This is a genomic window from Blautia sp. MSK17_66 (assembly GCF_020538025.1).
Classification (GTDB): Bacteria; Bacillota; Clostridia; order Lachnospirales; family Lachnospiraceae; genus Blautia_A.
Map to the genome: position 1 here is coordinate 16,279 of NZ_JAJBNQ010000026.1, position 19,865 is coordinate 36,143.

Genomic DNA, 19,865 nt, shown 5'->3' on the forward strand with positions numbered 1-19,865 from the left:
AGAGGAGGCAGAGATTATGGATATGAATGCGATTATCGTGGCAACTGTCGTTGTTGCAGCAGTAGGCCTCTTTATTGGAATTTTCCTTGGTGTAGCCGGTAAAAAGTTTGCGGTAGAAGTGGATGAGCGTGAGGTTGCTGTCCGTGCAGCTCTTCCGGGAAATAACTGCGGCGGCTGTGGATACCCGGGCTGTGACGGTCTGGCAGCAGCAATTGCCAAGGGCGAAGCTCCTGTCAATGCATGTCCGGTAGGCGGCGAAGCGGCAGGAAAAGTCATTGCAGGGATCATGGGCCAGGAGGTTGTTGAGAGCACCCGTATGGCTGCGTTCGTAAAATGTACAGGAACCTGCGAAAAAACAAAAGACAATTATACATACACAGGTGTGGAAGACTGTGAAATGATGGCATTTGTACCGGGCGGCGGAGCAAAATCCTGTTCCTATGGATGCATGGGATTCGGAAGCTGCGTAAAGGCATGTCCGTTTGATGCGATCCATATCATTAACGGTGTGGCAGTGGTTGACCGCGACAAATGTAAAGCCTGTGGTAAATGTATTGCAAAATGCCCGCATCATCTGATCGAGCTTGCACCATATGAGCAGAAAACTTTTGTAGGCTGTAGCTCCCATGCCAAAGGAAAGGCAGTCACAGAAGCCTGCGAGATTGGATGTATCGGATGTAAGAAGTGCGAGAAGACCTGTCCGAACGGTGCGATCGCTGTGACAGATTTCTGTGCACATATTGATTACGACAAATGTACAAACTGCGGTGCATGTAAGGAAGCATGCCCGAGAAAAGTTATTCTCTAAACCCCATATTGATAAAAATACGATCCTGGCCGGAGAAAGAAGTCTTTTCTTTCCCCAGCCGGGATTTTGTATATTCCGGAATGAATCGAATAGATGTTTGCTTTTTGCCCAGGGTTATGTTATGATTGAAAAACAGGAAAAAATTAATTTGAAGCAGGAGTAGATTTTGCATGATTTCATTCATTTGCGGCCAGGTGGCAGATATAACAGAAAACTCTGTGATCATAGAAACAGGCGGGATCGGATATGAGATATTTATGACAGGAGAGGCGATCGAGCAGGCAGCCCGCATGGAGGGAAAGGTAAAGATCCATACCTATTTCCAGGTGAGAGAGGATGCCATGCAGCTGTATGGGTTCTGGCATAAGGATGACCTTCAGGTGTTCCGCCTGCTCCTCAGTGTGAATGGCATCGGTCCGAAGGCAGCACTGGGAGTGCTCTCAGGGCTCAGTGCCGATGAACTGCGGTTTGCAGTGCTTTCCGATGATGTAAAGACGCTTTCCAGGGCACCGGGAATCGGCAAGAAGACAGCACAGAAGCTGATTCTTGAACTGAAGGACAAGCTGAAGCTGGAGGATGCATTTGAGAAGAAACTGATGCATGAACAGGAAAATGCAGACCTGAATGACACAGACTTCCATGATGGACGTCAGGAGGCGGTGGAAGCGTTGACAGCTCTTGGATACAGCAGTTCTGAGGCACTGAAGGCAGTGCATAAGGTTACGGATGTGGATCCGGGTGATGTGGAGGCAATCCTGAAAGCAGCCCTGAAGCAGCTATAATGGCAGGGTTTACAGCAATATACAATGGAGCGATGATATAGATGGAAAAAAGAATGATCACAACAGATGTGACAGAGGAGGATCTGCCGCTGGAGGGAAGCCTCCGTCCGCAGACTCTTGATGAATACATTGGTCAGGAAAAAACCAAGAATACACTCAAAATATATATAGAAGCTGCCAAACAGAGGCATGATGCGCTGGATCACGTCCTTTTTTACGGTCCTCCGGGTTTGGGTAAGACTACTCTGTCCGGAATCATTGCCAATGAGATGGGAACTCATATGAAGGTGACCTCCGGACCGGCAATCGAGAAACCCGGAGAGATGGCGGCCATTCTGAATAACCTTCAGGAGGGAGATGTCCTTTTTGTGGATGAGATTCATCGTCTGAACCGTCAGGTGGAGGAGGTACTCTATCCGGCAATGGAGGATTTTGCGATTGATATCATGATCGGCAAGGGTGCCTCTGCCAGATCCATCCGTCTGGATCTTCCGAAATTCACTTTGGTTGGCGCAACGACGAGGGCCGGGCTTCTCTCGGCACCGCTTCGCGACCGTTTTGGGGTGATGCATCATCTGGAATTTTATAATAAAGAGGAACTTCAGACGATCATACTTCGTTCGGCAGATGTTCTGGGAGTCGAGATCGACAAAAGAGGTGCGGCGGAGATCGCCAAGCGTTCGAGAGGAACCCCGCGTCTTGCAAACCGCCTTCTTAAGAGAGTCCGGGATTTTGCACAGGTCAAATATGATGGAAGGATCACCTATGAGGTGGCTGTCTTTGCACTGGATCTTCTCGAGGTGGATCAGTATGGTCTGGACAAGATCGACAGAAGAATTCTCAAGACTCTGATCGTGAATTTTCAGGGCGGCCCGGTGGGACTGGAAACCCTGGCTGCGGCCATCGGTGAAGATGCGGGTACTCTGGAGGATGTTTACGAGCCGTATCTTCTGCAGAATGGATTTCTCAACAGAACTCCGCGGGGGCGCACAGCGTCCGCACTTGCCTACAAACATCTCGGAATCGACAGGATTTCATGATTTTTCGGTGTTACTGTTCACTCCGTTCACAGTAACTTGGTCAAAATGCATTCCAAATCACCTTCGGTGATAGCGTTTTGCCCCGTATGTCTCGGGATTTTGCCATATTCATGGCAAAACACCTCGCGGGATATTACCTGTGAACAGTTACTTTTCGGTACCTGTACAGTAATCCTAAAATGTAATACTTGCAAGATTTCTTAAAAATTCCTATACATTTTTACAAAATTCGATTATAATGGAGTACAGACAAGGTGTAAGAAGCATTACTACGCCTCAGATCAGCAGGATCTGATCTGTTTCCGTTATGGAAGAAAGATGAAAGTTTAAGATACGGGAGGCTTGTTATGGCAGTCAAAAATACGGCACAGGTAGTCATCGGAGGAAAGATCATAACTCTGGGCGGCTACGAATCTGAAGAGTATTTTCAGAAAGTGGCATCATATATAAATAACAAAATGTCTGAATTAAGTGAAATGCCGGGATATTCCCGCCAGCCGATGGAGACAAAGCATACACTGCTCAGTCTGAATGTTACCGATGATTATTTCAAGGCAAAGAAACAGGCGGAGATATTTGAGCAGGATCTTCAGCAGAAGGATCAGGAGATGTATGAACTGAAGCATGAGCTGATCGCACTCCGCATGAAGATCGAAGAAACCGAGAAGAAGGAATCCGATGCCAGACATCAGAAGGAACTTCTTGAAGGCAAGGTCAAAGAACTGGAACAGGAAATCGATAAGTTACTTAAGTAAGAGTAGGGAGGGGATTGCTTCGGTAGTCCTCTTTATTTACTTTATAGGAAGTTACTTCGTAATGTTCCGATAAAGTCACAAGACCAGATGAAAGGAAAGACGGATTTGAAGAAACAGGAAATAGAATTACTTTCACCGGCAGGTTCTTATGAGGGATTCGAAGCTGCGATCGGAGCCGGTGCGGATGCAGTTTATGTTGGCGGTCCGGATTTTGGCGCCAGGGCCTATGCACAGAATTTTACACAGGAAGAGCTGATCCGTGCGATCCGGACAGCGCATATTCATGGCAGGAAGCTATATCTTACAGTAAACACGCTTCTTAAGAATCGCGAGATTAAGGAGAAGCTTTTTGATTCTCTGAAGCCATTGTATGAGGCGGGACTGGATGCTGTTATTGTCCAGGATCTCGGTGTGTTCCAGTTTATCCGCAGGAATTTTCCGAAGATGCATATCCATGCCAGTACGCAGATGGCAGTTACCGGCCCAGAGGGAATGAAGTTTCTCGAAGAGCAGGGTGCAGCCCGCGTGGTCGCAGCCAGAGAACTGAGCCTTGAAGAGCTTGCCGCCATGCACAGAAAGAGCAGCATTGAAATAGAAGCCTTTGTCCATGGAGCTTTGTGCTACAGCTTTTCGGGACAGTGCCTGATGAGCAGCATTCTGGGAGGCAGAAGCGGCAATCGTGGCAGGTGTGCACAGCCGTGCCGCCTGCCGTATCAGGTGCGTAAGGGGGAAGACAGAAGATTTCAAAAGAAAGAGGAACTTTGTCCTCTGAGTCTTAAGGATATCTGTACGCTGGATATTTTACCGGAGATCATAGATGCGGGTGTGATCTCGCTCAAGATCGAGGGACGAATGAAACAGCCGGGATATACAGCCGGAGTCACAGGCATGTACAGGAAATATCTGGATATATTATCAAGGGACAGAGAAGGGTACCGGGTGACGGAAGAAGACCGGAGATACATTCTGGATATCTTTAACAGAGGCGGCTCCTGTACGGGATACTATAAACAGCACAACGGACCGTCTATGATGGCGTTTTCCAACGAGAAAAAGACGGGCGGTGTTTCAACAGAACTTAAGAAATGCAGAGAGAAGATCACGGGAAGCCTGATGCTTTATCCGGAAAGTCCTGCAATCCTGCAGATTTCCTGCAGGGATAAACAGGTGGTGGTTTCTGACGGCGAAGTGCAGTTTGCGAAGGAGCATCCAATGTCAGAGGAGCGTATCCGCAAACAGATGGAAAAGCTTGGAAATACAGAGTTTGAATGGGAAGAACTGGATATTCAGATGGATGGAAATATCTTTGTTCCGGTGAAACTCCTCAACGAACTCAGAAGAAATGCACTGGCAGAGCTGGAAGAAGAGCTTTGTGTGCCGATGTACCGTGAGGCAGAGAATAAACCGAAGTTTTCACAGTCTTTTGATGCGTCTGGACAAAATAAAGAGATCCCGCCAATGTTTGTATCCTGTGAAACAATGAAACAGGCAGAGACTGCATGGAGCCATGAAGAAGTCAGAGGACTGTATCTGCCGTATTCTGTGATGGAACAGGCCATTGGAAGGGGAATCCAGAATCAGAAAGAGCTCTATCTTGCACTTCCTTATATTACCAGAGAACAGGCCCCGGAACATTTCTTTGAGACAGCCGGAGAATGGATAGAGAAGGGGATGAAGGGTTTTCTCGTGAGAAATCTGGAGTCCTACGGAATGCTCAGGGCACTGGGACTTGAAAGATATACGGTGCTGGATGCGACTATGTATACCTGGAACAATGAAGCGGTTGATTTCTGGGAGAAACAGAAGATTCTTAAGAATACAGTTCCGCTGGAATTGAAGGAAGCAGAAATGCGTCACAGAAACAATCAGCACAGCGAACTGATCGTGTATGGATATATTCCGCTCATGCAGTCGGCACAGTGCGTTCGCAGGAATCTTTCTTCCTGTGATATGCAGGAGGGAAGCATGGTTCTGAAGGACAGGTATGAGAAGGAATTTACAGCAGTCTGTGTCTGCCATCCATGGAAAACAGACACTACAGGAAAAAAAGAACGCTGTTATAATATAATCTATAACAGTCTGCCATATGGACTCCTTAAGGAAGCAAGGCAGGTGACTGCACTTGGGATGCAGTCGCTGCGAATTTCGCTTACTATGGAGAATGCAGAAGAAACAGAGAAGATTCTGGATGAATTTCTGGGGGTATATTATCATAACCGTATACCTGCCGAAAGGAACTTTACAAAAGGACATTTTAAAAGAGGAGCCGAGTAGGGGCATATGATCAATGTAATAGTAGAATTATCCAAATATATCATCCTGACGCTGATGATCGTTTATACGTTTCATTGTTTTTATACTGTGCGTCAGCCGGATGAGGAGGAGAGGAACGAACTTCTGCGTCAGCAGCTGATGCTGATCTTCTTCATCGATTTCACCGCATTTCTTGTGATCTACCTTAAGACCTTTGATTATAAGGTGGTTCGTTTCTATATAGAAATGCAGATCTTTTTTGCAGCAATCCAGATACTGTACCGTATCCTGTACAAAAAAGCATCACTGCTGCTTCTGAATAATATGTGTATGCTTTTGAGTGTCGGATTTATCATGCTGTGCCGTCTGGACATCACGATGGCGACCAAACAGCTTCTGGTTGCAGCAGGAGCCAGCGGAGTTGCACTTGTCATACCGGTCATGATCCGGAAAATGCGTTTTCTGCGCAGACTGACCTGGATATATGCCGGGATTGGTATCATACTTCTGGCAGCAGTATTTCTCCTGGCCAAGACCAGTTACGGAGCAAAGCTGACACTTCTGGGTGTTCAGCCGTCTGAGGCGATCAAGATCACGTTTGTATTTTTTGCAGCCTCCTTTCTGTCAAGAGATACCAGTTTTAAGGCGGTTGTCCAGGTGTCGGTGATCGCAGCTCTTCATGTAGGAATACTGGTTCTTTCTACTGATCTTGGAAGTGCAGTGATCTTTTTTGTAACCTATCTTGTGATGGTTTATGTTTCTACCAGAAATGTCGGGTATCTCGGGCTGGGACTTGCCGGAGGAAGCGGTGCCGCGGTGGCTGCCTATCATCTGTTTGGACATGTCAGACAGAGGGTCAGTGCATGGAAGGATCCGATGGCTGTTTATCAGAACGAAGGATATCAGATCGTGCAGTCACTGTTTGCGATCGGAACCGGCGGCTGGTTTGGCATGGGGCTGTGTCAGGGCTCTCCGGAATCTATCCCGGTAGTTAAGAACGACTTTATTTTCAGTGCGATCTGTGAGGAACTGGGAGGAATTTTCGCAATCTGTCTGATACTGGTATGCATGAGTTTCTTTTTGATGATTGTCAATATCGCGCTGCGTATCATCAATCCTTTTTATAAGCTGATCGCGCTGGGGCTTGGAACAGAGTATGCATTTCAGGTATTCCTGACGATCGGCGGTGCTACCAAATTTATCCCTATGACAGGTGTTACTCTTCCGCTGGTAAGCTATGGAGGAAGTTCTCTTCTGAGTACGATCCTCATGCTGGCGATCATTCAGGGACTGTATATTTTGAGAGAAGACGAGGACGAGGAATTTGAGAAACGAAAAAAGGAAGCATTACAGAGAATCAGAGCAAGAGAGGAGATTGGCGACAGAACGCGCCGCTTCTAAAAGACGTCGGGCAAGAAATAAAGAATATACATTTGTATCTGTCTTCTTTGTGCTTATTTTTCTGGGACTGGCAGGGTATCTGGTGTATTTCAATGCCATAAAGAGAGACAGCTTTATTAACAGCCCTTATAATACAAGGCAGGATACATTTGCAGACAGAGTCGTGAGGGGAAATATTATGTCTTCAGACGGTGAAATACTCGCACAGACGAATGTCAGCGATGACGGAACGGAAGAACGTTCTTATCCGTATTCCAATATTTTTGCACATGTTGTCGGATATGATACCAATGGCAAAAGCGGTCTGGAGTCGGAGGCAAATTTCCAGTTGCTGAGTTCTCATGAATTCTTTCTGACCCAGATCAAAAACGAATTTATGGGTGCCAAGAATGTGGGAGATACAGTGGTTTCTACCCTGAATGCAGATCTTCAGACAACAGCCTATAATTCTCTGGGCGACAGAAGAGGAGCTGTTGTGGTCATTCAGCCATCTACAGGAAAAATCCTTGCGATGGTCAGCAAGCCGGATTTTGATCCGAATACGATTGCAGCAAACTGGGAACAGCTTGTAAATGATGAGACAAACAGCAGCCTTTTGAACCGTGCGACAATGGGACAGTATCCTCCGGGATCGACCTTCAAGATCGTTACGGCGCTGACTTATCTGCGTCAGCATGGAACGTTTAACGGATTTTCCTATGATTGTCAGGGAAGTATTACAAAAGAAGACCATACAATCCAGTGTTATGGAGGAACCGTTCACGGACAGGAGGATTTTTATGCAGCATTCGCGAAATCCTGTAACTGTGCATTTGCGGAGATGGGAACACAGCTTGGCGGAGCTGCACTTCTTAAGACAAGTGAGGATCTTCTGTTTAATCAGAAGCTTCCGCTGAGATCCTATCGTAAGAGTTCCTTTACCTTAAATGGAAGCTCCGGAGTTCCGCTCACGATGCAGACGGCGATCGGTCAGGGAAATACCCTGGTATCTCCGATGCACATGGCACTGATCACAAGTTCTATTGCAAATGGCGGTGTTCTGATGAAACCATATCTGATCGACAAGGTGCAGAATCATGCCGGTGATGAGGTGGATACCACAGAGCCGGAAGCATATAAACGTCTGATGACAGACAACGAAGCATCTCTCCTCGGAGAACTGATGAAGGGTGTTGTACAGAACGGTACAGCTTCTTCTCTGAATGGAAGAGGCTATACAGTGGCGGGAAAGACCGGTTCTGCTGAATACAACGAAAGTGGTGCAAGCCATTCCTGGTTTGTCGGATATTCTAATGTCGATAATCCGGATATCGTGGTTTCTGTCATTGTCGAGGATGGTGGTACCGGAAGCGAGGCGGCAGTGCCGATCGCGGCGGATGTCTTTGACGCATATTATTTTGACTGATCGAATAACGATAAAGGTTGCCAGTTTGTCCAAAAAGAGTTATACTATTAACAGTTCAGTGTATGAAACTCACACGCAGTACAGGAGGAAATTGCAACATGATAGAAGCAACGAGCTGTGGCGGTGTGGTAATTTATCGTGGCAAGATACTGGCACTTTATAAGTCTTATAAGAACCGTTACGAAGGCTGGGTGCTGCCAAAGGGAACTGTAGAACCAGGTGAAACACATATCCAGACAGCGCTTCGTGAAGTGCGCGAGGAATCTGGAGTGAAGGCTACTGTAGTTAAATATATCGGCAAGAGCCATTATAATTTCACAGTTCCGGAGGATATCGTTACAAAGGAAGTACATTGGTATCTGATGACGGCTGATAATTATCATAGCAGACCTCAGAGAGAAGAGTTTTTTGTGGATTCCGGCTATTACAAGTTCCATGAGATTTATCATCTCCTTCGTTTCTCCAATGAGAAACAGATCGTGGAAAGAGCATATCAGGAATATCTGGAACTGCGAAGCCAGGGACTCTGGGGTAAGCAGCGCAGAGACTGAATCTCTGCATGAAATAGGTACAATAGGGCTGTGTTTCTGACGCAGCCCTGTTTACTATCCTGAAAAAAGGAAATACTCCAAATAACAGCCGGGGGAGGAATGAAATGCTGAAGTGGTGCAGAGATCTTCGCATAGGAGAAAGCGTAAAAGAGGCGGACAGGATCCGCCGTAAACTAAATCATGGGAAGATTGTACCGGGCGTGTATCTTATCACTTTTTCAGAGAATCCCCGCAATCTTCTGGAGATCATACCGGCTCTGACAATGATCCAGCAGAGCGCGGCAGATATCTGTCCGGAGATCATCGGGCTTGCAGGAAATAAAGATGAGGCAGTGGAGATGACTGTCGAGATCATTCAGGAAGTCTATGACAGGACGGGAGATTTCCGGGTAGAAGAATATTGGAAGAACAGGTGAGGCGATGCTACATATTTTGTGGATGATCATAAAATTTATATTGATCCTTATAGGAATCATACTGGGGCTGCTTCTTCTTGTATTGCTTCTGCTTTTGTTCTGTCCGGTGAGATATCAGGCGGATGGCATGAAGGAAGCCGGTTCGTTTCGTACTGCCACAGGGCGAGCAAGAATAAGCTGGCTTTTTGGAGGAGTTTCTTTTTCGCTTGGATTTGCAGAGGGACAGACAGATGTGGATTTTCGGCTTTTTGGAATCCCACTGATGAAGCTTCTTAAGAAAATCAAGAACCGTAAGAAGAAACAAACGTCAGATGCTGATAAGAAAGAGACTCTGGATGACAGCGGAGCCTGGAAGGACGAAGGAGAACCTTCAGATACTTATATAGAAACAACAGACAGTCCTCTTCTGGAATCTTTTGAGGATGAGCAAAAGCACAGAGAAGAAGATACAGAATCCATTCAGGCGGCTTCACCGGAGAATGAAGAAGAGATCCTGTCAGACCAGGATGTCGAGAAGGAACGCAGATGGCATGAGACAGCAGAGAAGTTAAAGAAACTGTTTTATAATCTCGGGAATAAAACCAGGAAGCTCTGGGACAAAATAAAAGCAGTCTATCGAAGGATCATGAAGATTCCTGAGGATATGGAGAAGCTTTCCAGGAAGAAAGATGCTCTTTGCGATAAGATCGACTGGTGGAGTGCATTCATCGGACATCCTCGTACGCAGGAAGCAGTCTCTCTTGTGCGGACGAAGGTGTTTCGTCTGTTAAGACATGTATTTCCGACAAGGATAGAGGGAGAACTGGCATTTGACTGTACAGATCCTTCTGTTACAGGTTCGATTCTTGCAGTCCTTGGAATGACGATCCCTCTTCACAGAAACTGTATTCGGGTCACACCGCTTTTTGAAAACAGAAATGTTCTTTATGGACATGCACGTTTCAGAGGCAGGGTGTATGGTGTTATGCTGGTCAAAACAGCACTTGAGCTGTATTTTGATAAAAATATAAAATATGTCATCAGACGATGGAAACATAAATAAAGGAGGACAGGCTTATGTCAGGTGAAAACAATTTTAAGGATACTGTAAATTCTCTTTTTAAAGGAATGGACGCATTTATTTCTGCCAAAACTGTAGTGGGAGAGGCAATCCATGTTGGAGATACGATCATCCTCCCTCTGGTGGATGTTTCTTTCGGTGTAGGTGCAGGTGCTTTTGAGAGCGATAAGAAAAACAATGGCGGCGGCGGAATGACAGGAAAACTGACACCGAGTGCAGTGCTGGTTATCCAGAATGGAACTACCAAGCTTGTCAATGTGAAGAATCAGGATGGACTTACCAAGGTTCTTGATATGGTGCCGGACTTCGTAGATCGCTTTGCTTCTGGATTTGGCAAAAATAGTGATGCGGAAAGCGAAACGGAAATCTGATCATGAATAGTATGGACAGAAGCTTTATCGTAGAGATGCGATAAAGCTTTCTGTTATTCTGCGGAGTTTTTGCATAAACTATGGTAAGACCATAAGACGGGGTTCGGAATGTGGGAAGACTTCTGGGATTGATGATTTTCTGCATTGGGATAGGAATTGTGATCGGTATGCTGATAGAGGAAAATATAGTCATTATTGTCACAGCCGGGCTTTGCCTTCTCTGTGGTTATCATATGTTCTGCCGGTAAAGCTTTTGGTTTGTATAACGAAAACAGGCACGGGATATCTCCCGTGCCTTTCTTAGTTCATACATAAATCGGAATTATGCTCTCTCAACGTTTCCGGATCTCAGACAAGAAGTACATACATACATCTTCTGTGCACCGCCGTTAGCTGTTTTAACTTTAACGGATTTTACATTGGATTTCCACATTTTATTGGATCTTCTATGGGAATGACTTACATTATTTCCGAAATAAGCACCTTTTTCACAAACTGCGCATTTAGCCATGATAGCACCTCCTTGACGCTTTTTTTCAACAGATTTTATTCTACCAGATGAATATGGTTTTTGCAAGCAAAAAAACAGAAAATCTCGAAATATTCTTCAAAGTGAGCAAAAGCAGGTGCTTTTATCTCTGCGTCATACGATTATCTTATGTCGAAATTAAACATTGTCTTATAGCGGAAAACGGGTTATAATATCCTCATATAATAAATTTTTATGGAGGTCACTATATGAATGGACGTATAGATTCCGGCTTAGGTCAGATCGTCATTGACACAGACGTTATTGCTACCTATGCGGGCAGTGTGGCAGTTGAATGTTTCGGGATCGTAGGAATGGCGGCAGTCAGCATGAAGGACGGACTTGTCAAGCTGCTTCGTATGGAAAGTCTGAAACATGGTATCAGTGTCAAGATCACAGAGGACAATAAGATCCGCCTGAATTTCCATGTGATTGTAGCGTACGGTGTAAATATCAGTACGATCGCAGACAATCTTGTCAGCAATGTCAAATATAAAGTCGAAGATTTTACCGGTATGGAGATCGAGAAGATCAATATTTATGTAGAAGGCGTACGCGCAATAGATTAAGAAATCAGAGGAGGAACTTGTGTTGAATATAAAAACCATAGATGCCGGCATGCTTTCCAGAATGTTTCTGGCAGGAGCCAAGAATCTGGAGGCAAAGAAAGAATGGATCAATGAACTGAATGTATTTCCTGTGCCGGATGGAGATACAGGAACCAATATGACAATGACGATCATGTCAGCAGCTGCTGAGGTGAGCGCACTGACAGATCCTGATATGGAGACCCTTGCGAAGGCTATCTCTTCCGGTTCTCTTCGCGGAGCCAGAGGAAACTCCGGTGTTATTCTTTCTCAGCTGCTTCGAGGCTTTACCAAGAGCGTTAAGAAAGCAAAGGAACTCGATGCACTGGCCGTTGCCGCAGCAATGGAGCGTGCAGTGGAGACAGCATACAAGGCAGTTATGAAGCCGAAGGAAGGAACCATCCTTACTGTAGCGAGAGAGGCAGCACTTAAGGCAGCTGAGATCGCTCCGGAAGCAGATGAACTGCAGCCGTTTTTTGAGAAAGTTTTTGCACATGCAGAGGAAACTCTGGCCAGGACTCCTGAGATGCTCCCTGTTCTTAAGGAAGCAGGCGTTGTGGATTCAGGCGGACAGGGACTTCTGGAGGTCTTAAGAGGTGCCATCGACGGTTTCCTTGGCAAGGAAGTTGATTATTCTGATTTTGAGAGAACTGCAGGTCCGGCAGTGACGAAGATCTCTCCACAGGCAGAGGCTGATATTAAATTTGGCTACTGTACAGAGTTTATTATTCTTCTGGATAAACCGCTTCCGCTGGAAGAAGAACATAAATTTAAGGAATTTCTGACTTCTCTTGGTGATTCCATCGTTCTTGTCGCAGATGATGAGATCGTCAAGGTTCATGTACACACCAACCATCCGGGACAGGCGATCGAGCGGGCTCTCACTTATGGTGCTCTTTCCCGTATGAAGATCGATAACATGAGAGAAGAACATCAGGAGAAGCTGATCAAGGATGCGGAGAAGCTCGCGAAACAGCAGGCTGAGGAAGAGAAGAAGCAGGAGCCGGCAAAGGAAGTCGGATTTATTGCAGTGTCCGCAGGTGACGGACTTACTGACATCTTCAGGGAGCTTGGTGTAGATTATCTGATCGAGGGCGGTCAGACTATGAATCCGAGTACGGAGGATATGCTGAACGCGATCGACAAGGTCAATGCGAAGGCAGTCTATATTCTTCCGAACAACAAGAATATCATTCTGGCAGCAAACCAGGCAAGAGATCTGACAGAAGATAAGAAGATCATTGTAGTTCCGACCAAAACAGTTCCGCAGGGTGTTACAGCACTTATCAGCTATGTGCCGGAGAAATCTCTTGAGGAAAACACCGCTGAGATGGAAGAAGCGATCGCAAGAGTCAAGACAGGACAGATCACTTATGCGGTAAGAGATACCAGAATCGAGGAGAATGAGATCCATGAGGGTGACATCATGGGAATCGGAGATAAGGGAATCCTTGCTGTAGGCGGCAATAAAGAAAAGGTTGCAGAGGATACGGTAGATGCGATGATTTTTGATGATGCAGAGATCATCAGTATCTATTACGGTGCAGATGCCTCCGAGGAAAAGGCAGAGGAACTGGCAGCAGCCCTGGAGGAGAAATATCCGGACTGTGAAGTGGAAATCAACTATGGCGGACAGCCGATCTATTATTATATCATTTCTGTTGAGTAGGATAAATGGGACAGAGTTTAAGAACATTAAAGGGTGTAGGAGAGAAGACGGAGAAGCTTTTCTGGAAAGTCGGTATCTATGATACGGACGATCTTCTTCACTACTATCCGAGAAATTATGATGAGTATGAAACGCCGGTAGATATCGCAGAACTTAAGGAGGGGACGGTGCAGGCCGTCTCCGCTGCGGTATGCTCCGGCGTTTATGTTAATTCCGTGAAAGGCAGACAGATCATTTCTGTGAATATAGCCGATCAGAGTGGAAAATTCCCGGTGGTCTGGTTCAATCTTCCATATTTAAAGAAGACTCTCCGAAAGGGAAGCTGGTTCGTTTTTCGTGGAAGGATCGTGCGTAAGCAGGGAAAGCTTGAGATGGAGCACCCGGAGATTTTTACTCCGTCAGCATATGAGGAGATCCTGCACCACCTTCAGCCGATATATGGACTGACAGCAGGGTTGTCCAACAAAACGGTCGTCAAGATGATCACACAGCTTCTGGAGAGTGTTCCGATGCAGAGTGAATATCTTCCGGAAGAATTCAGGGAACGTTATGAACTTGCAGATATTAATTATGCCCTCAGGACCATACATTTTCCGCCGAATAAAGAAGAGCTTCTGGTTTCACGGAAACGTCTGGTTTTTGATGAATTTTTTCTCTTTATTCTTTCAGTAAGAAAGATGAAGGAGAAGACAGAAGAAACCCCGAACTGTTTCCCGGTCAGAGAAACCTGGCTGACAGAAGAAATCATAGAGAGGCTTCCGTATTCTCTTACAGGGGCACAGCTGAATGCCTGGCATGAGATTGAGCGGGATCTTGCGGGGAGAAGAATGATGTCCCGTCTGGTTCAGGGAGATGTCGGAAGCGGAAAGACGATCCTTGCCTTTCTTGCCATGTGCCTTGTGGCAGATAATGGTTACCAGGCAGCGTTGATGGCACCGACAGAAGTTCTTGCCAGACAGCATTATGAAGGGTTTCAGAAGCTGATGGAGGAGCAGAACCTTTCTTTTCCGACAGTACTTCTGACCGGATCAGATACCGCCAGGGAGAAACGCCTTGCATATGCAAAGATTGCCTCGGGAGAGGCACTGGTTATTATCGGAACGCATGCACTGATCCAGGAAAAGGTGGAGTATGCAAATCTTGCACTGGTGATCACAGATGAGCAGCACCGCTTTGGTGTAAAACAGAGAGAAGCTCTGACGACAAGAGGAAATCCGCCGAATGTCCTGGTCATGAGTGCGACACCGATCCCGCGTACGCTTGCAATCATCCTGTATGGCGATCTGGATATTTCTGTGATCGATGAGCTTCCGGCCAGACGTCTTCCGATCAAAAACTGTGTGGTTAATACATCGTATCGTCCGAAGGCTTATTCCTTCATAGAAAGGCAGGTCCGGGAAGGAAGACAGGCCTATGTCATCTGTCCGATGGTGGAGGAGAGTGAGGGCATGGAGGCGGAAAATGTCCTTGATTACACGGAGAAATTAAGGGAGAATCTTTCCTCCGATATCCGGATCGAATATCTCCACGGAAAAATGAAAGCCAAAGAAAAGAATGTTGTCATGGAAGCTTTTGCACAGGGCGCGATCCAGGTTCTGGTATCAACAACTGTTGTAGAGGTCGGGGTCAATGTACCGAATGCTACGGTCATGATGGTTGAGAATGCGGAGCGTTTTGGCCTGGCACAGCTCCACCAGCTCCGCGGCCGGGTCGGAAGAGGGGAATATCAGTCTTACTGTATCTTTATACAGGGAAATCAGGAGCAGGTATCAAAGAGGCTGGAAATCCTGAATAAATCCAATGACGGATTTTATATTGCCGGAGAAGATCTAAAGCTTCGAGGCCCCGGTGATCTGTTTGGAATCCGTCAGAGTGGAGATATGGAGTTCAAAATCGGTGATATCTATAATGATTCGGCAATCCTTACAAAGGCCAGCGAAGCGGCCGATGAGATTCTTGCCCTTGATCCGGAGCTTGATCTTGAACAGCACAGATTCCTGAAAGAACGTATGGGAAGTTATGGTCAAAGCGAGGCGGAAAACATCAGTTTGTAAAAGAAAACTTGCAAAACTGTTGGAAACGTGCTATTTTAGTACCGTAAAATATTTTTTCACCTTGTAAGGAGGCTATTATGGCTACAAGAACAACGACAAAGAAAGCAGAACCTAAGACAACTACTGCACAGAAGGCTATCGAAAAAGAGGCTCCTGCAAAGCTCGCTGCAGAACCGGAGACAAAAGAGCCGGTCAAAGCAACAGTAACCGAGAAGAAAGCTGTAGAAACAGAAGTGAAAGAACCTGTGAAGAAAACAACCAGAAAGAGAACTACAGCGAAAAAGACGACTGAAGAGAAAACGACCGAAAAGAAAACTGCTGCAAAGAGAACAACCACAAGAAAAACCGCAGCCAAGAAAGCAGCTGAGGTAAACACGGAAGTATTCGTGCAGTGGCTTGGCAAAGAGATATATGCAAAAGATGTTGTAGACAGCATCAAGAAGATCTGGACAGAAGAGATGGGCAAAAAAGAATCAGAACTTGAAGATTTAAGGGTATATATCAAACCTGAGGACAACGGCGCACATTATGTCATCAATGGTGATATTACCGGATTTCTTGGATTATAAGAAGGACAAAAGCTCAGATGATCGGTTCATCTGAGCTTTTTATCCTTTTGTGGATCAGGAACAGTGAAGATTAGTACTGACTGCTCTGACTTCCGGAAGACATCTGTCTTTCCTGCTGTTCGATCATTTTTTTGACCATATAGCCGCCGACAGATCCGTTCTGTTTGGAGGTAAGATTTCCATTGTATCCATCGGTGAGCGGCACACCAAGTTCATTTGCTACTTCAAATTTAAAACGATCCAGGGCACCCTTTGCTTCTGGTACAACTGCTTTGTTAGAAGAAGTGTTGTTTGACATAGTTCATTTCCTCCTTGGTTGGTTGTTTTGTGTTCGTGTTACGATGTTAGTATGTGGATTTATGAGAATAATACACTGGAAGTTACCGTATAATCTGCCAGAAAAATGAAAAATATTAACTTTCTATGAATAATGTATAAATTTGAAAGATTTAATTGCACTTTTTTTGGCAACTTGCTATAATAATTGAGATGAGTTACAAAATAAACTAAAAACCAGCTATGTATTGGTGAAAATGGAGAGATGAACGATGAATTTAGGAATCATTGCACACAACAGCAAAAAGGTACTTATCGAAGATTTCTGTATCGCCTATAAGAATATTCTCGCCAAGCATGAGGTTTATGCTACCGGAACAACCGGAAGAAGAATTGAAGAAGCCACAAACCTTCATGTGCATAAGTTTCTTGCAGGAAGTATAGGCGGAGACAAGCAGTTTATGGAAATGGTAGAGAGACAGGATCTTGATATGGTTATCCTGTTTTACAATCCGGTCATGGTCGACCCGAAGGAACCGGACATTCACTCTATCGTTATGAGATGTGATCAATATAATATACCGGTTGCTACGAATATCGCAACAGCAGAACTTCTGATTCTCGGACTTGCCCGCGGCGACCTGGATTGGAGACTGAATCTGAAATGAGAGTAATAGCTGGAAAAGCCAGACGTCTTTCTCTTAAGACGGTACCTGGCATGGAGACTAGACCAACCACTGACAGAATCAAAGAAACACTGTTTAATATTCTGCAGCCTTATATTCCGGATTGTACTTTCCTGGATCTTTTTAGCGGAAGTGGCGCGATTGGAATTGAGGCACTCAGCAGAGGGGCAGAACATGCGACCTTTGTTGAGAAAAATCCCAGGGCATGTGCCTGTATCAGGGAAAATCTTGCATTTACAAAGCTGGCTGAACATGGTAAACTGCTGAACATGGATGTACTGCAGGCTCTTCGCTCTATGGAAGGGCAGGCTGCATTTGACTGTATTTTTATGGATCCTCCGTATATGAATGAACTGGAGCGGCAGGTACTTGAGTATCTTAAGGACAGTTCACTTGCGGATGAGGATACGCTGATCGTTGTAGAGGCGGATCTTCATACGGATTTCACTTATGCAGAGGAACTTGGTTATGAATTGAGCCGATCCAAAGAATACAAGACAAATAAGCATATTTTTTTGCATAAAAGAAAGTGAGAATACCTTATGGTAACAGCTGTTTATCCGGGAAGTTTTGATCCGGCAACTTATGGTCATCTGGATGTCATCAGGCGCGCAAGCGTTTCTTTTGACAGAGTTGTGGTCGGGGTTTTGCAGAATTCTGCAAAAAGTCCGTTGTTTTCTGTAGAAGAACGTGTTAATATATTAGCAAAGGCGACCAGAGATATCCCAAATGTGATCATCAAGCCATTTGATGGACTTTCTGTAAACTTTGCCAGAGAGAACCAGGCCCAGGTCATCGTACGTGGGCTTCGTGCGGTTACGGATTTTGAGTATGAGCTTCAGATGGCTCAGACAAACCGTGTTCTGGCGCCGGATGTAGATACCGTATTTCTGACGACAAGTCTTGAGTACGCTTATGTGAGTTCCACCATCATGAAGGAAGTTGCCCGATTTGGCGGAGACCTGTCGAGCTTTGCACCGGCAGAGATCATTCAGGAACTGCGCCTGAAACTACAGGAAAAAGAGAGAAAATAAGGAGAGTATATACTATGAGCAGCAGAATTGAACAGCTTATCGACGAAATCGATGAATTTATAGAAGGCTGCAAGTTTCAGCCTTTGTCTGCAACAAAGATCGTTGTAAATAAAGAGGAGATGGAGGAGTATCTGAGAGAACTTCGTCTCAAAACTCCGGATGAAATTAAGAGATACCAGAAGATCATCAGCAACAAGGATGCGATCCTTGAAGATGCACAGGCTAAGGCAGATGCTCTGATCGCAGATGCACAGAACAAAGCACAGGAGCTTGTTACACAGCATGAGATCATGCAGAAGGCTTATGCCCAGGCAAACGAGACCATAAATGCTGCCAACAAGCAGGCACAGGAGATCCTGGACTCTGCCACACAGGATGCAAACAGCATTCGTCTGAGTGCGATCACTTACACAGATGATATGATGGCAAACATCGGTTCTGTCCTGAATCAGACACTGGAAGATGCGGGCGGCAAATACAAGACCTTCATTGATTCTCTGCAGAGCTGCCTGGAAGTTGTAAACCACAATCGTCAGGAGCTTGCACCTCAGACAGCACAGGCAGCAGCTATCACAGGTTCCTACCATGAAGAGCCTGCCAGAGAAGCAGAGGATGATGGCAATCTGTTAGATGATCTTGGTGATGAATAAGAACAGGATCATAACGATCAGTGCATTCAGAAGTTTGGATGCAAGATAGGGAAGCAGTGAGAGTTCTCGCGTCACGAGGCTTCGGGTCTGTGCAGTGACGCAGATTCCGCCGAGGGTGACGGTGATCAGGGCGCAGAGACATTTTGTATCAGCACCCAGAGAAGAGAGTGAGAGCTGATGGAGTCCGGTAGTCATTTCCAGAAGACAGAACAGCAGATACGAGAGTATGCTGCGGTTTTTCCAGAAATGTCGGACACAGGCATTCAGAATCGAGAACATCAGAATATAACCACCCAGTCGGGTGATCGTTTCAAAACCGTTCATAATAGAGGCATCCAGTACGGCTCCGGGAGAGTCGGAGGAGGATGTCTCTTTTTTTGTGCCGGATATTTCCGACAGAGTATTTCCCCTGAAGTACCCCAGACGCATAACAGTCATCGTGAGCCATCCGGAAGCCAGCAGAATTCCAAAGATCTTGAAAGCGGGGAACTGCCCTTTCATACAGGTATGTATCAGATAGGAATTGATGAATACAGGACTGGCATGGTTGGTAAAGGTGAGGAGATACTGCGCTTCCCGGTGGCTGATCTTCTGAGCGGTATAGAGATCGGAGGTGACTTTTGCTCCCATGGGATAACCGCAGAGAAGTCCGAAGAGAAGAGCACAGGCACCGGCAGGGGAGATGCCGAATATTCTACTTAAAAAAGGTTCCAGAGGAAGCAGGATCTGGCTTATGAGGTCTGTCCGAATCAGGATCCCGGTAAGGATCATGAAGGGAAGCAGTGTCGGGATCAGGATATTGAGCCAGAGCTGCATTCCTTTCTGGGCACAAAGCAGTGCCTCCTCTGGATAGAGCATAAGGAAAAGAAGCAGCAGAATGCTTATCATTGTACAGAAGAATCTTTTCATAAAAATCTTTTTTTCTTTACTATACGAAACAGGGCAGATAAATATGAGTAAAAAATCCGG

The 19,865-nt window shown here is 45.7% G+C and carries 23 protein-coding genes; 20 read left to right on the plus strand and 3 right to left on the minus strand.

Annotated elements, in window-relative coordinates; genetic code table 11:
- The first annotated feature begins 16 nt into the window (after nucleotides 1-16).
- The 12 genes from LIR34_RS13565 to LIR34_RS13620 all read left to right on the plus strand — a co-directional run bounded on the left by LIR34_RS13565 (nucleotide 17) and on the right by LIR34_RS13620 (nucleotide 11,090).
- Nucleotides 17-808: an RnfABCDGE type electron transport complex subunit B gene (locus tag LIR34_RS13565; protein WP_173902345.1), complete on the plus strand. Its 792-nt coding sequence runs from the start codon at nucleotides 17-19 to the stop codon at nucleotides 806-808.
- Nucleotides 809-978: 170 nt separating this feature from the next.
- Nucleotides 979-1,590 (plus strand): Holliday junction branch migration protein RuvA, encoded by a 612-nt coding sequence (gene ruvA / locus LIR34_RS13570; RefSeq protein WP_173902344.1) that lies wholly within the window; start codon nucleotides 979-981, stop codon nucleotides 1,588-1,590.
- A 41-nt stretch (nucleotides 1,591-1,631) separates the two neighbouring features.
- Nucleotides 1,632-2,630 carry a Holliday junction branch migration DNA helicase RuvB gene (ruvB, locus tag LIR34_RS13575; protein ID WP_161284697.1) on the plus strand — a complete coding sequence of 333 codons (999 nt, stop codon included), beginning with the start codon at nucleotides 1,632-1,634 and terminating at the stop codon, nucleotides 2,628-2,630.
- A gap of 347 nt (nucleotides 2,631-2,977) precedes the next feature.
- Nucleotides 2,978-3,385, plus strand: a complete 408-nt coding sequence (zapA, locus tag LIR34_RS13580; protein WP_161284696.1) for a cell division protein ZapA — start codon at nucleotides 2,978-2,980, stop codon at nucleotides 3,383-3,385.
- A gap of 105 nt (nucleotides 3,386-3,490) precedes the next feature.
- Complete coding sequence (locus LIR34_RS13585; protein WP_244092247.1) at nucleotides 3,491-5,659, plus strand: peptidase U32 family protein; 2,169 nt, start codon at nucleotides 3,491-3,493, stop codon at nucleotides 5,657-5,659.
- A 6-nt stretch (nucleotides 5,660-5,665) separates the two neighbouring features.
- On the plus strand, nucleotides 5,666-7,039 hold the full coding sequence (locus LIR34_RS13590) for an FtsW/RodA/SpoVE family cell cycle protein (RefSeq protein WP_161284694.1): 1,374 nt from the start codon (nucleotides 5,666-5,668) through the stop codon (nucleotides 7,037-7,039).
- 49 nt (nucleotides 7,040-7,088) lie between these two features.
- Nucleotides 7,089-8,444 carry a peptidoglycan D,D-transpeptidase FtsI family protein gene (locus tag LIR34_RS13595; RefSeq protein ID WP_265107735.1) on the plus strand — a complete coding sequence of 452 codons (1,356 nt, stop codon included), beginning with the start codon at nucleotides 7,089-7,091 and terminating at the stop codon, nucleotides 8,442-8,444.
- Nucleotides 8,445-8,542: 98 nt separating this feature from the next.
- Nucleotides 8,543-8,995, plus strand: coding sequence for an NUDIX hydrolase (locus LIR34_RS13600; protein WP_161284693.1), 453 nt, complete (start codon nucleotides 8,543-8,545; stop codon nucleotides 8,993-8,995).
- 104 nt (nucleotides 8,996-9,099) lie between these two features.
- A complete protein-coding gene (locus LIR34_RS13605) occupies nucleotides 9,100-9,411 on the plus strand; it encodes a hypothetical protein (RefSeq protein WP_173902341.1) in 312 nt (103 codons plus the stop codon).
- Nucleotides 9,412-9,433: 22 nt separating this feature from the next.
- The gene (locus LIR34_RS13610; RefSeq protein WP_244092243.1) at nucleotides 9,434-10,453 is read left to right on the plus strand and encodes a DUF2953 domain-containing protein; all 1,020 of its coding nucleotides are present in this window, start codon (nucleotides 9,434-9,436) and stop codon (nucleotides 10,451-10,453) included.
- Nucleotides 10,454-10,467: 14 nt separating this feature from the next.
- Entirely contained in the window at nucleotides 10,468-10,842 is a 375-nt protein-coding gene (locus LIR34_RS13615) for a GerW family sporulation protein (RefSeq protein ID WP_161284690.1), read from the plus strand.
- Between the two features lie 110 nt (nucleotides 10,843-10,952).
- Nucleotides 10,953-11,090, plus strand: a complete 138-nt coding sequence (locus LIR34_RS13620; RefSeq protein WP_173902339.1) for a hypothetical protein — start codon at nucleotides 10,953-10,955, stop codon at nucleotides 11,088-11,090.
- A gap of 74 nt (nucleotides 11,091-11,164) precedes the next feature.
- Here LIR34_RS13620 and rpmB read toward each other — a convergent pair whose 3' ends face one another.
- The gene (gene rpmB, locus LIR34_RS13625) at nucleotides 11,165-11,353 is read right to left on the minus strand and encodes a 50S ribosomal protein L28 (protein WP_161284689.1); all 189 of its coding nucleotides are present in this window, start codon (nucleotides 11,351-11,353) and stop codon (nucleotides 11,165-11,167) included.
- 227 nt (nucleotides 11,354-11,580) lie between these two features.
- Between rpmB and LIR34_RS13630 the strand changes: the two genes are divergently transcribed.
- From LIR34_RS13630 to LIR34_RS13645, 4 genes are all read left to right on the plus strand, one after another.
- Nucleotides 11,581-11,940 carry an Asp23/Gls24 family envelope stress response protein gene (locus tag LIR34_RS13630; RefSeq protein ID WP_161285979.1) on the plus strand — a complete coding sequence of 120 codons (360 nt, stop codon included), beginning with the start codon at nucleotides 11,581-11,583 and terminating at the stop codon, nucleotides 11,938-11,940.
- A gap of 22 nt (nucleotides 11,941-11,962) precedes the next feature.
- Nucleotides 11,963-13,627: a DAK2 domain-containing protein gene (locus LIR34_RS13635; protein WP_161285983.1), complete on the plus strand. Its 1,665-nt coding sequence runs from the start codon at nucleotides 11,963-11,965 to the stop codon at nucleotides 13,625-13,627.
- A 5-nt stretch (nucleotides 13,628-13,632) separates the two neighbouring features.
- Nucleotides 13,633-15,681, plus strand: a complete 2,049-nt coding sequence (gene recG / locus LIR34_RS13640) for an ATP-dependent DNA helicase RecG (protein WP_173902338.1) — start codon at nucleotides 13,633-13,635, stop codon at nucleotides 15,679-15,681.
- 77 nt (nucleotides 15,682-15,758) lie between these two features.
- The gene (locus LIR34_RS13645; RefSeq protein ID WP_161285977.1) at nucleotides 15,759-16,250 is read left to right on the plus strand and encodes a DUF6465 family protein; all 492 of its coding nucleotides are present in this window, start codon (nucleotides 15,759-15,761) and stop codon (nucleotides 16,248-16,250) included.
- A gap of 70 nt (nucleotides 16,251-16,320) precedes the next feature.
- On the opposite strand, the gene LIR34_RS13650 is transcribed toward LIR34_RS13645, so the two are convergent.
- Nucleotides 16,321-16,548 carry an alpha/beta-type small acid-soluble spore protein gene (locus LIR34_RS13650; protein ID WP_161285976.1) on the minus strand — a complete coding sequence of 76 codons (228 nt, stop codon included), beginning with the start codon at nucleotides 16,546-16,548 and terminating at the stop codon, nucleotides 16,321-16,323.
- A gap of 250 nt (nucleotides 16,549-16,798) precedes the next feature.
- Between LIR34_RS13650 and LIR34_RS13655 the strand changes: the two genes are divergently transcribed.
- Genes LIR34_RS13655 through LIR34_RS13670 form a run of 4 tightly spaced genes read left to right on the plus strand, consistent with a single transcriptional unit; the run spans nucleotide 16,799 to nucleotide 18,896 of the window.
- Nucleotides 16,799-17,194, plus strand: coding sequence for a methylglyoxal synthase (locus LIR34_RS13655; protein WP_161285975.1), 396 nt, complete (start codon nucleotides 16,799-16,801; stop codon nucleotides 17,192-17,194).
- Entirely contained in the window at nucleotides 17,191-17,745 is a 555-nt protein-coding gene (gene rsmD, locus LIR34_RS13660) for a 16S rRNA (guanine(966)-N(2))-methyltransferase RsmD (RefSeq protein WP_161285974.1), read from the plus strand. Before LIR34_RS13655 ends, rsmD begins: the two co-directional genes overlap by 4 nt.
- A 9-nt stretch (nucleotides 17,746-17,754) precedes the next feature.
- Nucleotides 17,755-18,246: a pantetheine-phosphate adenylyltransferase gene (coaD, locus tag LIR34_RS13665; RefSeq protein WP_161285973.1), complete on the plus strand. Its 492-nt coding sequence runs from the start codon at nucleotides 17,755-17,757 to the stop codon at nucleotides 18,244-18,246.
- Between the two features lie 14 nt (nucleotides 18,247-18,260).
- The gene (locus LIR34_RS13670; protein WP_173902337.1) at nucleotides 18,261-18,896 is read left to right on the plus strand and encodes an ATPase; all 636 of its coding nucleotides are present in this window, start codon (nucleotides 18,261-18,263) and stop codon (nucleotides 18,894-18,896) included.
- Here LIR34_RS13670 and LIR34_RS13675 read toward each other — a convergent pair.
- Complete coding sequence (locus LIR34_RS13675; protein ID WP_173902336.1) at nucleotides 18,873-19,784, minus strand: nucleoside recognition domain-containing protein; 912 nt, start codon at nucleotides 19,782-19,784, stop codon at nucleotides 18,873-18,875. The two genes, LIR34_RS13670 and LIR34_RS13675, sit on opposite strands and share 24 nt — an antisense overlap.
- Nucleotides 19,785-19,865 lie beyond the last annotated feature (81 nt).

Coding starts and splice junctions, on each gene's coding strand:
- LIR34_RS13600 (WP_161284693.1), top strand. CDS start 8,543: ATGATAGAAGCAACGAGCTGTGGCGGTGTGGTAATTTATCGTGGCAAG.
- LIR34_RS13615 (WP_161284690.1), top strand. CDS start 10,468: ATGTCAGGTGAAAACAATTTTAAGGATACTGTAAATTCTCTTTTTAAA.
- LIR34_RS13650 (WP_161285976.1), bottom strand. CDS start 16,548: ATGTCAAACAACACTTCTTCTAACAAAGCAGTTGTACCAGAAGCAAAG.
- LIR34_RS13590 (WP_161284694.1), top strand. CDS start 5,666: ATGATCAATGTAATAGTAGAATTATCCAAATATATCATCCTGACGCTG.
- LIR34_RS13655 (WP_161285975.1), top strand. CDS start 16,799: ATGAATTTAGGAATCATTGCACACAACAGCAAAAAGGTACTTATCGAA.
- LIR34_RS13605 (WP_173902341.1), top strand. CDS start 9,100: ATGCTGAAGTGGTGCAGAGATCTTCGCATAGGAGAAAGCGTAAAAGAG.
- LIR34_RS13610 (WP_244092243.1), top strand. CDS start 9,434: ATGATCATAAAATTTATATTGATCCTTATAGGAATCATACTGGGGCTG.
- LIR34_RS13675 (WP_173902336.1), bottom strand. CDS start 19,784: ATGATAAGCATTCTGCTGCTTCTTTTCCTTATGCTCTATCCAGAGGAG.
- LIR34_RS13645 (WP_161285977.1), top strand. CDS start 15,759: ATGGCTACAAGAACAACGACAAAGAAAGCAGAACCTAAGACAACTACT.
- ruvB (WP_161284697.1), top strand. CDS start 1,632: ATGGAAAAAAGAATGATCACAACAGATGTGACAGAGGAGGATCTGCCG.
- LIR34_RS13670 (WP_173902337.1), top strand. CDS start 18,261: ATGAGCAGCAGAATTGAACAGCTTATCGACGAAATCGATGAATTTATA.
- LIR34_RS13630 (WP_161285979.1), top strand. CDS start 11,581: ATGAATGGACGTATAGATTCCGGCTTAGGTCAGATCGTCATTGACACA.
- rsmD (WP_161285974.1), top strand. CDS start 17,191: ATGAGAGTAATAGCTGGAAAAGCCAGACGTCTTTCTCTTAAGACGGTA.
- recG (WP_173902338.1), top strand. CDS start 13,633: ATGGGACAGAGTTTAAGAACATTAAAGGGTGTAGGAGAGAAGACGGAG.
- LIR34_RS13565 (WP_173902345.1), top strand. CDS start 17: ATGGATATGAATGCGATTATCGTGGCAACTGTCGTTGTTGCAGCAGTA.
- ruvA (WP_173902344.1), top strand. CDS start 979: ATGATTTCATTCATTTGCGGCCAGGTGGCAGATATAACAGAAAACTCT.
- coaD (WP_161285973.1), top strand. CDS start 17,755: ATGGTAACAGCTGTTTATCCGGGAAGTTTTGATCCGGCAACTTATGGT.
- rpmB (WP_161284689.1), bottom strand. CDS start 11,353: ATGGCTAAATGCGCAGTTTGTGAAAAAGGTGCTTATTTCGGAAATAAT.
- zapA (WP_161284696.1), top strand. CDS start 2,978: ATGGCAGTCAAAAATACGGCACAGGTAGTCATCGGAGGAAAGATCATA.